We start from the raw sequence: 9,483 nt of genomic DNA on the forward strand, positions 1-9,483 counted from the left end.
AGTAGGGAACTGCCAGGCATCAAATTAAAGTGTGCTGATATGGCTCAGTTGGTAGAGCGCACCCTTGGTAAGGGTGAGGTCCCCAGTTCGACTCTGGGTATCAGCACCAGTTTTAAAGCGTGAGTTCGGTAAATGACAGAATTTGCCTGGCGGCTTTAGCGCGGTGGTCCCACCTGACCCCATGCCGAACTCAGAAGTGAAACGCCGTAGCGCCAATGGTAGTGTGGGGTCTCCCCATGCGAGAGTAGGGAACTGCCAGGCATCAAACACAGAAGCCCTGAACGAAAGTTCAGGGCTTTTTTGTATGTTTAAAACTCGCAACCAGGCTCAAGATTCGCCAAAAACGTCGAAATGAGTTAATGCGAAATAATATTACGGTCGTAAAAAGGCCTCTGCCAGATTGCGCAGAGGCTTAAGTAGCTCATTGAATATCAATGGATAACTTGAGAAAGGAAGGCGCGTGTACGCTCTGATTTAGGATTCGCGAAGAACTCCTGCGGCGGCGCTTCCTCAACGATCTCTCCGCGATCCATAAAGATCACCCGGTCCGCCACAGTACGCGCAAAGCCCATCTCGTGCGTCACGCATAACATCGTCATACCATCTTCTGCCAGACCAATCATGGTATCGAGAACCTCTTTCACCATTTCTGGATCGAGTGCTGAGGTGGGTTCATCGAACAGCATGATTTTCGGTTTCATACACAGCGAACGCGCGATCGCCACACGTTGTTGCTGCCCTCCTGACAACTGTCCTGGAAACTTATGGGCATGTTCCGCGATACGCACGCGTTGCAGATAATGCATCGCTAACTCTTCCGCTTCTTTCTTCGGCATCTTACGCACCCAAATCGGTGCCAACGTGCAGTTTTGCAACACAGTAAGATGCGGGAACAGATTGAAATGCTGGAATACCATGCCGACTTCGGTGCGTACACGCTCAATATTGCGCACATCATCATTAAGATGGATGCCATCTACTACGATACGGCCTTGTTGATGCTCTTCTAAATGATTGATGCAACGAATAGTCGTCGATTTCCCGGATCCCGAAGGCCCGCAAAGAACAATGCGTTCGCGGGGTTTCACCAGTAAGTTAATATCTTTAAGAACATGGAACTGACCGTACCATTTATTCACGTTTTCGAGCGTAATCATCATGGCGTCAGCCGCATTAGTCATAATTTGTGTCATGTAAAACCTCAGTGCGATTTACGCCCGGTGTGGAAGCGCTTCTCCAGATGCTGGCTATAGCGCGACATGCTAAAACAGAAAATCCAGTAAACCATGGCAGCAAACACATAGCCTTCGGTCGACATACCCAACCAGGTGGGGTCAACGGTGGCTTGCTGCACGCTACTGAAGAGATCGAAGAGGCCGATGATGATCACCAGGCTGGTATCTTTAAACAGTGCGATGATGGTATTCACTAATCCGGGGATGGTCAGCTTGAGTGCCTGCGGCAGAATAACCAGCATCTGCGTTTTCCAGTAGCCGAGTGCCAGTGATTCTGCTGCTTCAGTCTGCCCTTTTGGCAGCGCTTGCAGGCCGCCACGCACCACTTCTGCAACATAAGCGGACTGGAAGAGAATTACCCCAACCAGCGCACGCACCAGCTTGTCGATGGTTGTGCCCTCAGCCATAAACAGCGGCAGCATCACCGATGACATAAACAGCACGGTAATCAAGGGTACACCGCGCCAGAACTCGATGAAAATGACTGACAGGGTGCGAACCACAGGCATTTTTGAACGACGAGCCAGCGCCAGCAGAATCCCCAACGGCAGTGCGCCGGCGATGCCAATTGAGGCAATAATCAGCGTTAGCGTCAGGCCGCCCCACTGGCGGGTTTCCACGCGATCCAGCCCCAGATAGCCGCCATACATCAGCAGCCAGACAACGATCGGGTAGATCACCGCCCAGCAGGCAATATAGCGACCACGGCGTGGCATTGACTTAATGAACATGGGAATAATCGACACTAAGCCAACCACTAACGCCAGATTAATGCGCCAGCGCAGTTCGTGCGGATAAAGTCCATACATAAACTGGCCAAAACGTGCGTGGATGAATACCCAGCATGCACCTGCTTTGGTGCAATCTGCACGTGTTTCGCCAATCCAGTTGGCCTGGAAAATCAGCCACTCCAGCGCCGGTGGAATCACACTCCAGATAATCCAGAAGCTGAACAACGTGAGCAGGGTATTCAGCCAGCTGGAGAACAAATTTTTGCGCGCCCACAGCCAGGCTTTCCCTAAGGGATTGCTGGGTGCAGGCGATGTATCGTGTGTGGTAACAGACATAATGATCCCGTTCTCTTATCGCTCAACTAGCGCAATTTTGCGGTTGTAGAGGTTCATCAGCAGTGAAATGAGCAGGCTGATGATCAGATAGACCGCCATGGTGATCGCGATAGTTTCAATCGCCTGGCCAGTTTGGTTCAGCACGGTACCGGCAAACAACGACACCATATCGGGATAGCCAATGGCCGCCGCCAATGATGAGTTCTTAACGATATTGAGATACTGGCTGGTTAACGGTGGGATGATCACGCGCATTGCCTGCGGAATGATGACCTGGCGCATCGTGACAGGATTTGGCAGACCCAGTGAGCGAGCTGCTTCATTCTGACCGTGCGGCACGGACTGAATCCCGGAGCGAATCACTTCCGCAATGAACGATGAGGTATACACAGACAGCGCCACCGTTAGCGCCGCCAGCTCCGGGATCATCACAAAGCCGCCACGGAAGTTGAATCCGCGCAGTTCTGGTACATCCCAATGCGTTGCGGCACCAAACAATGTGTGTGCAATCAGTGGTAACAGCACAATCAAACCTGCAGCGGCGGGCCACGTGCGGCGTAACTGGCCGGTCTTTAATTGATGCTTACGGTTGAAGCGGAAAAGCGCAACGCTGCCGAGGATGGCCAGTGCCAGTGCAATCAGGAATGGCCAGGTGCCCGGCGCATACTCGGGCCACGGAATATACAAACCGCGGTTACTGACAAACGCCAGATCAAACGCATTGAGTGCCTGACGTGGCCCTGGCAGGTTACGCAATACCGCAAAGTACCAGAAGAAGATCTGCAGCAGCGGTGGGATATTACGAAACGTCTCGATGTAGATGGTCGAGAGTTTACGCAGCAGCCAGTTTTCAGACAGGCGTGCGAGCCCCACAGCGAAGCCCAGGATGGAGGCAAACACAATGCAGAGCGCAGAAACCAGCAGGGTGTTGGTCAACCCCACCATAAACACGCGCGCGTAAGTATCGCCTTCGGTGTAATCGATCAGGTGTTGGACGATGCCGAAACCGGCATTGCGCTCAAGAAATCCGAAACCGGATGTGATGCCGCGGTTGGCCAGGTTGATTACTGTGTTGTGGACCAGATATCCCACTACAGCAAGCACGGCCACAATCGCGATGATCTGGTAAAGCCAGGCGCGAACCGTAGGATTACCAAACGAAAAATCCCTCTTTACGGTTGGGCGTTGTGACATGTTGAAACCTCAGTGAAGAAAACGCTTGGGCACCGCAGGGTGCGGTGCCCGACTGGCAGAACAGACTTAGCGTACTGGTGGAGCGTACTGGATGCCGCCCTGGTTCCAGAGTGCATTCTGGCCACGCGCGATTTTCAGTGCGCTGTCTTTACCCACGTTGCGATCGAACACTTCTTGATAGTTACCGACCTGTTTGATGATGTTGTAAGCCCATTTATTATCAAGTTTCAGGTCTTTACCGAAGTCACCTTCTGCACCCAACAGGTGAGCCATATCCGGAGTAGTTGGCTTAGCCGCCATCTGATCAACATTCTTAGAGCTCACGCCCATTTCTTCTGCGTTCAGCATGGCGTAAAGAGACCATTTAACGATGGTGAACCAGTCGTCATCACCACGACGTACCACTGGACCCAGCGGCTCTTTAGAGATCACTTCTGGCAGCACGATGAAATCGTCTGGCTTGCCGAGTTTCACACGCAGTGCATACAGCTGAGACTGGTCAGAAGAGAGGGTATCGCAGCGGCCACTGTCGAGCGCTTTCGCTGACTCATCCGAGCGGTCGAAGGTCACTGGCGTGTACTGCATTTTGTTGGCTTTGAAGTAGTCAGCCACGTTCAGCTCAGTATCGGTACCGGCCTGAATACAGACGGTGGCACCATCCAGCTCTTTGGCGCTTTTCAGGCCCGCTTTCTTATGGGTCAGGAAGCCGATGCCGTCATAGTAGTTCACACCAGCGAACAAGAAGCCCATGCCACCATCACGTGAAGAGGTCCAGGTGGTATTACGAGACAGGATGTCAACTTCACCAGACTGGAGCGCAGTGAAACGCTCTTTAGCCGTCAGCGGGGTGTATTTCACCTTGCTGGCATCACCAAATACCGCAGCCGCAGCAGCGCGGCAGACATCCACGTCGATTCCGGTAAATTTGCCGCTGGCATCAGCGTAGGAGAAGCCTGGCAGGCCATCGCTGATACCGCACTGTACGAAACCTTTCTTTTTAATGGCATCCAGCGTGGTGCCTGCGTGCGCTTGTTGAGTAACGGCGAACAGCGAGGCTGCAGCGACCAGGGTGGAAAGCATCATCTTTTTCATAAAGCATCCTGTGTGGCGAGATCGTGTGTTGTTATGTTTGCGCGCACTTTAATGTGCGCTTTTTTCTGTCTGAGGCGGTTAGCCATCCACGACTCTGCAAAGGTAATGCCAGGTTTGCAGAATCCTGAATTCACTGGAAAGATCTTTTAATAAAAGGACGCATCCAGAAATTTTGGCTACTATCGCGCACCAAAAGGCTGCATGACGAGACGACGCGATCACAAATAGTGCAAATAGTTTCACTATATGGAAGCAGTGTGAGCCATCACTCAGGATAAAATGTATGCGTTTGCAGGGTTACGGTAGAAACAGTGCAGGATCACTGGGAAAGCGGCATGGCGGGCGTTATGACGCACAAAGCTGGCGCTAAAAAGGGGCAAAAGACGTGCGGTAAGAGAGACAAAATATCACGGATGCAATTGCAACTATCGTTACCATATCCGCGACAATTGTTTCATCCGTTGCTAACGTAGTGAAACTATTGGTGAGGCACAAACAAAAACGCCAACCCGAGGGTTGGCGTTAGCGCAGCAAAGAACAATTAGTTCATGCCGTATTTTTTCAGCTTCTTACGCAGGGTACCACGGTTGATACCCATCATTAGAGCTGCACGGGTCTGGTTGCCACGGGTGTACTGCATCACCATGTCCAACAGAGGCTGCTCAACTTCAGCCAATACCAGCTCATACAGATCACTTACATCCTGACCATTCAGTTGAGCAAAATAGTTCTTCAGTGCCTGTTTTACCGAATCACGAAGTGGCTTTTGCGTCACCTGATCCTGTGAGTTAACGGTAGAAACGGTCAGTACATCAGAATTTACGCGTTGTTCGAACATAGTTCTTTCAGCTCTTTATTTCGTTTACGCAAGATTTTCGAAGTATGCCTCCAACGCCTCCAGCTGTTCGCTGGCATCCTCTATGGCGTTGAATGTGCGCCGAAACTGGTCATCAGGAGCACTTTCCTGCAAATACCAGGAAACGTGTTTACGAGCAATACGGTATCCCTTGCGCTGACCATAAAAGTCGTGCAGTTCCCGTATATGTCCAATCAGCATTTGCTTCACTTCAGCCAGCGGCTTCGGTGCCAGCAGCTCCCCTGTGTCCAGATAATGCTGGATTTCCCGGAAGATCCACGGTCTTCCCTGAGCAGCGCGACCAACCATCAGAGCATCGGCTCCGGTATAGTCGAGCACCGCTCTGGCTTTATGCGGGTCAGTAATGTCACCATTCGCGATAATCGGAATGGAAACGCTCTGCTTAACTGTCCGAATGCTGTCGTATTCAGCGTGCCCCTCAAACAAACAGGCGCGCGTGCGGCCATGAATGGTGAGAGCCTGAATGCCACAGCGTTCAGCCAATTGGGCAATCTCTACACAATTACGATTTTCTTTGTCCCAGCCGGTACGAATCTTCAGCGTAACCGGTACATCAACCGCATTCACTACCGCACGGAGGATGGACTCCACCAGTGACGGATGCTGCAGCAGTGCTGAGCCAGCCATCTTACGATTCACTTTCTTAGCCGGGCAGCCCATGTTGATATCAATAACCTGCGCGCCAGACGCCACATTTATGCGCGCGGCAGCAGCCATCTCATCAGGATCGCAACCGGCAATTTGCACGGCACGGATTCCAGGCTCGTCACTATGCACCATACGCAAACGGGATTTATCACTGGCCCAAACTTCTGGGTTTGATGACAGCATCTCGGAGACAGTCATACCCGCGCCGTTCTCGTAACACAAGGTGCGAAATGGCTTATCGGTAACGCCAGCCATAGGTGCAGCGATGAGTCGATTACGTAGCTGATGGTGTCCAATGCGCATGAAAAAGAAGTGACCCTAACTGTTCGCAAGGCGGCGTATATTACGCATTTTTTAACGAAGATGAAAGGCCAAACTTTGAACAATTCGCCGTCAATCGGCAAGGGAATCGACCTTAACAGCAATGATACAACTAATAATCTATATAATTCAGTATATTAAAAATTTATGATGAAATTGTGAGCAAAAGTTTTTCTTAAATCACGCCCAAAAACACAACATAAAAACCGCCACATTCGGTAATTAGCCAGAGAAATGACGGCGATGTGATTATTAAATGTACTAATTTAGTTGCTTTTAGGTAGCAGATTTGCGGCTTTTCTGCAGAGAGTGAATCCCTTTCACCGTTAGGGTGGCCAGACAGCAAACCGGCCAGCGAAGCCAGCCGGTGATCAAGCTTAGCGACGCACGCCAGTAATACGGCACCACTCCTCTTTTTCCGCCACCGGATCAAGTTCGAAGCGCTCAACATAGGCTTCGCACACCCCTTCGGCCTGGCTGGCTAATACGCCTGATAATCCCAGATGTCCGCCCGCTTTTGGCAATACGCTAATCAGCGGCGCCAGTTCACGTAGCGGGCCTGCGAGGATATTGGCGACAACGACATCAGCTTGCAGGTTTTCAGGTTGTTGATGCGGCAGATAGAGCGACAGACGATCAGAAACGCCATTGCGCTCCGCATTGTCACGGCTGGCCTGAATAGCCTGTGGATCAATATCAATCCCGATAGCCTGCGACGCGCCCAATTTGAGGGCGGCTATAGCGAGAATGCCGGATCCACAGCCAAAATCGATCACGGTTTTGCCTTGCAGATCGAGCCCATCGAGCCAGGTGAGACAGAGCGAAGTGGTCGGATGGGTGCCGGTACCAAACGCCAGGCCAGGATCCAGCATCACGTTGACGGCATTCGGATCCGGCACGTCCCGCCAGCTCGGGCAGATCCACAAACGTTCACCGAAACGCATCGGGTGGAAGTTATCCATCCATTCACGTTCCCAGTCTTTATCCTCGATCTGCTCGATCTTGTGATGGAAATGCGATCCCAGCAGTGGATGTTGACTCAGTTCAGCCACCACATCGTCCATCTCGGTTTCGGCGTCGAACAGACCAATCACATCCGTATCGCCCCATAAGCGTGTTTCACCCGGCAGCGGTTCGTAAACCGGGTTGTCATGGGTATCCTGAAACGTCACCGAGACGGCGCCCACGTCCATCAGCGCATCGCTGAGCGGCTCGGCATTTTCGCCGGTACTGTTAATTTTGATTTGAATCCAAGGCATAGCGTTTCTCTTTATTTCACTGCAGCGTGACGCGCTTCAGGCGTGCTGCCAAACAAATTACCCACCACGAAGGCCAGCAGGCTTAAGGTCAATGAGGGAACGATAGGGTGGAAGCCCCATAGTTCAATGTTCAGGCTGGCGAGCAAGGTATAGCAAGCCGCGCCGACCACCATGCCGCTGATAGCACCTGTCGAGTTAGCACGCTCCCAATACAGTCCCAATACCAGCGGCCAGAGGAACACGGCTTCCAGTCCGCCAAAGGCCAGCAGATTGAGCCAGATAATCATATCCGGTGGATTCCATGCCGCCAGTAACAGCAATATGCCCAGCACGAAAGTGATGGTGCCGGATAGCATCCGCAGGCGCGATTCATTCTCGCTGTGCTGTGGTGCAATACGCAAATAGAGATCTTTGATCAGCGTAGCGGAGGATTGCAGCAGCTGCGCGTTAATCGTCGACATGATCGCTGCCATCGGTGCAGCGAGAAACACGCCGGCGGCCATTGGCGGCAACACGGTGATCATCAGTGTCGGGATCACGCGATCCGGAATAGTGAGATCCGGCAGAATGGCACGACCTAACGCCCCCGCCAGATGCATGCCGAGCATCAGAATCACCACGACAATGGTGCCCAGAATGATGCCGCGATGCATGGCTTTACTGTCTTTATACGAAATACAGCGCACCGCAGTATGCGGTAAGCCAATCACGCCAAAGCACACCAATACGGCAAAGGAGCTGAGAAAAGTCGGGTTGATGACATTGCCTACGCCTTCCGGGGAGACCAGCTGTGGATCAATAGTGCGCAGCTTGGTCACGGCCGTTTCCAGTCCGCCTGCCTGATGGATCACCGCGAAAAGCAGCAGGAAGGTGCCGATCAGCATCACCAGACCTTGCATCGCATCGTTGAGTACGCTGGCACGGAAGCCGCCAAACGCGGTATACAACGCAATAGTGCCGCCGAAAATTAGCAGGCCGGTGTCGTAGGGAATACCTGCTGCCGTTTCCAGCAGACGCGCGCCACCAATGAACTGCACGGTCATCGCACCAACAAAGGCCACCAACAAGCTAATACTGGAGAGCCAAATCAGCAGTGTGCTGCCATAACGGCCATACAGCATGTCATTCAATGTCACCGCATTGTAGCGCCGCGCCAGAATGGCAAATTTTTTCCCTAGTACACCGAGCGAGAGCCACACCGCCGGCACCTGAATCATCGCCAGCAATACCCAGCCAAGACCATATTTATAGGCAGCACCCGGCCCGCCAATAAACGAACTAGCACTGATGTAGGTGGTGGTGATAGTCATGGCCAGCACAAAGCCACCCATTGAACGGCTGCCGAGGAAGTATTCGGTGAGGAAATTGCCCTGACGCTGTTTGCGCATCGCAAACACCGACAATCCGGCGATCAGTACCAGATAGGCTAACAAAGGCAGAATGATTTCACTGTCCATCTTGATCCTCCAGCGACATATCGCGATACAACAGGCGAACCATCAACCAGCAAAGGAAAATAAACAGCAGCGGGGCGAAAATGCAGGAGAGCTCAAACCAGTGCGGTAATCCGGTGATTCCGCTCTCATTGCCGCCCAGCCAGGCGCTGAGGCCCCAGACGGCGAGATACGCCAGCGTCAGATAAAATGCCCAGCGCGCCTCTTTGTTCGCTTGTAAAAAACGCCAATCCATTATGCAACCTCAAAGGTAACAAAAATGAAAAAGGCCGGATTAACCGGCCTTTGTTTGCTCTGCGCTGCGATTACTTCTCGTGCAGGCCGAGTTTTTTCTCC

At 52.3% G+C, this 9,483-nt stretch carries 9 protein-coding genes, 1 tRNA gene and 1 rRNA gene; 2 read left to right on the plus strand and 9 right to left on the minus strand.

Annotation, left to right across the window (positions count from 1 at the left end; all coding sequences use genetic code 11):
• Positions 1-33: 33 nt before the first annotated feature.
• A tRNA-Thr gene (locus VI01_RS24365) sits at positions 34-109 on the plus strand.
• A 36-nt stretch (positions 110-145) separates the two neighbouring features.
• A 5S ribosomal RNA gene (rrf, locus tag VI01_RS24370) occupies positions 146-261 on the plus strand.
• A 170-nt stretch (positions 262-431) separates the two neighbouring features.
• Here the strand turns inward: rrf and VI01_RS24375 are convergent.
• From VI01_RS24375 to VI01_RS24415, 9 genes are all read right to left on the minus strand, one after another.
• On the minus strand, positions 432-1,193 hold the full coding sequence (locus VI01_RS24375) for an amino acid ABC transporter ATP-binding protein (RefSeq protein WP_034830190.1): 762 nt from the start codon (positions 1,191-1,193) through the stop codon (positions 432-434).
• An 8-nt stretch (positions 1,194-1,201) separates the two neighbouring features.
• A complete protein-coding gene (locus VI01_RS24380; protein WP_045816977.1) occupies positions 1,202-2,302 on the minus strand; it encodes an amino acid ABC transporter permease in 1,101 nt (366 codons plus the stop codon).
• A 15-nt stretch (positions 2,303-2,317) separates the two neighbouring features.
• On the minus strand, positions 2,318-3,496 hold the full coding sequence (locus tag VI01_RS24385; RefSeq protein WP_034830186.1) for an amino acid ABC transporter permease: 1,179 nt from the start codon (positions 3,494-3,496) through the stop codon (positions 2,318-2,320).
• Between the two features lie 66 nt (positions 3,497-3,562).
• Positions 3,563-4,588 carry an amino acid ABC transporter substrate-binding protein gene (locus VI01_RS24390; protein WP_034830184.1) on the minus strand — a complete coding sequence of 342 codons (1,026 nt, stop codon included), beginning with the start codon at positions 4,586-4,588 and terminating at the stop codon, positions 3,563-3,565.
• Positions 4,589-5,129: 541 nt separating this feature from the next.
• Positions 5,130-5,426 carry a DNA-binding transcriptional regulator Fis gene (gene fis / locus VI01_RS24395; protein ID WP_003855228.1) on the minus strand — a complete coding sequence of 99 codons (297 nt, stop codon included), beginning with the start codon at positions 5,424-5,426 and terminating at the stop codon, positions 5,130-5,132.
• Positions 5,427-5,450: 24 nt separating this feature from the next.
• Positions 5,451-6,416 carry a tRNA dihydrouridine synthase DusB gene (gene dusB, locus VI01_RS24400; RefSeq protein ID WP_038644355.1) on the minus strand — a complete coding sequence of 322 codons (966 nt, stop codon included), beginning with the start codon at positions 6,414-6,416 and terminating at the stop codon, positions 5,451-5,453.
• 395 nt (positions 6,417-6,811) lie between these two features.
• Complete coding sequence (gene prmA, locus VI01_RS24405) at positions 6,812-7,693, minus strand: 50S ribosomal protein L11 methyltransferase (protein ID WP_045816978.1); 882 nt, start codon at positions 7,691-7,693, stop codon at positions 6,812-6,814.
• Between the two features lie 11 nt (positions 7,694-7,704).
• A complete protein-coding gene (gene panF / locus VI01_RS24410; RefSeq protein WP_038644357.1) occupies positions 7,705-9,150 on the minus strand; it encodes a sodium/pantothenate symporter in 1,446 nt (481 codons plus the stop codon).
• A complete protein-coding gene (locus VI01_RS24415) occupies positions 9,140-9,382 on the minus strand; it encodes a YhdT family protein (protein ID WP_045816979.1) in 243 nt (80 codons plus the stop codon). Before VI01_RS24415 ends, panF begins: the two co-directional genes overlap by 11 nt.
• Positions 9,383-9,483: the final 101 nt, after the last annotated feature.

The sequence above is a fragment of the Pantoea sp. SM3 genome (assembly GCF_000963995.1).
GTDB classification, from domain to species: Bacteria; Pseudomonadota; Gammaproteobacteria; order Enterobacterales; family Enterobacteriaceae; genus Pantoea; species Pantoea rwandensis_B.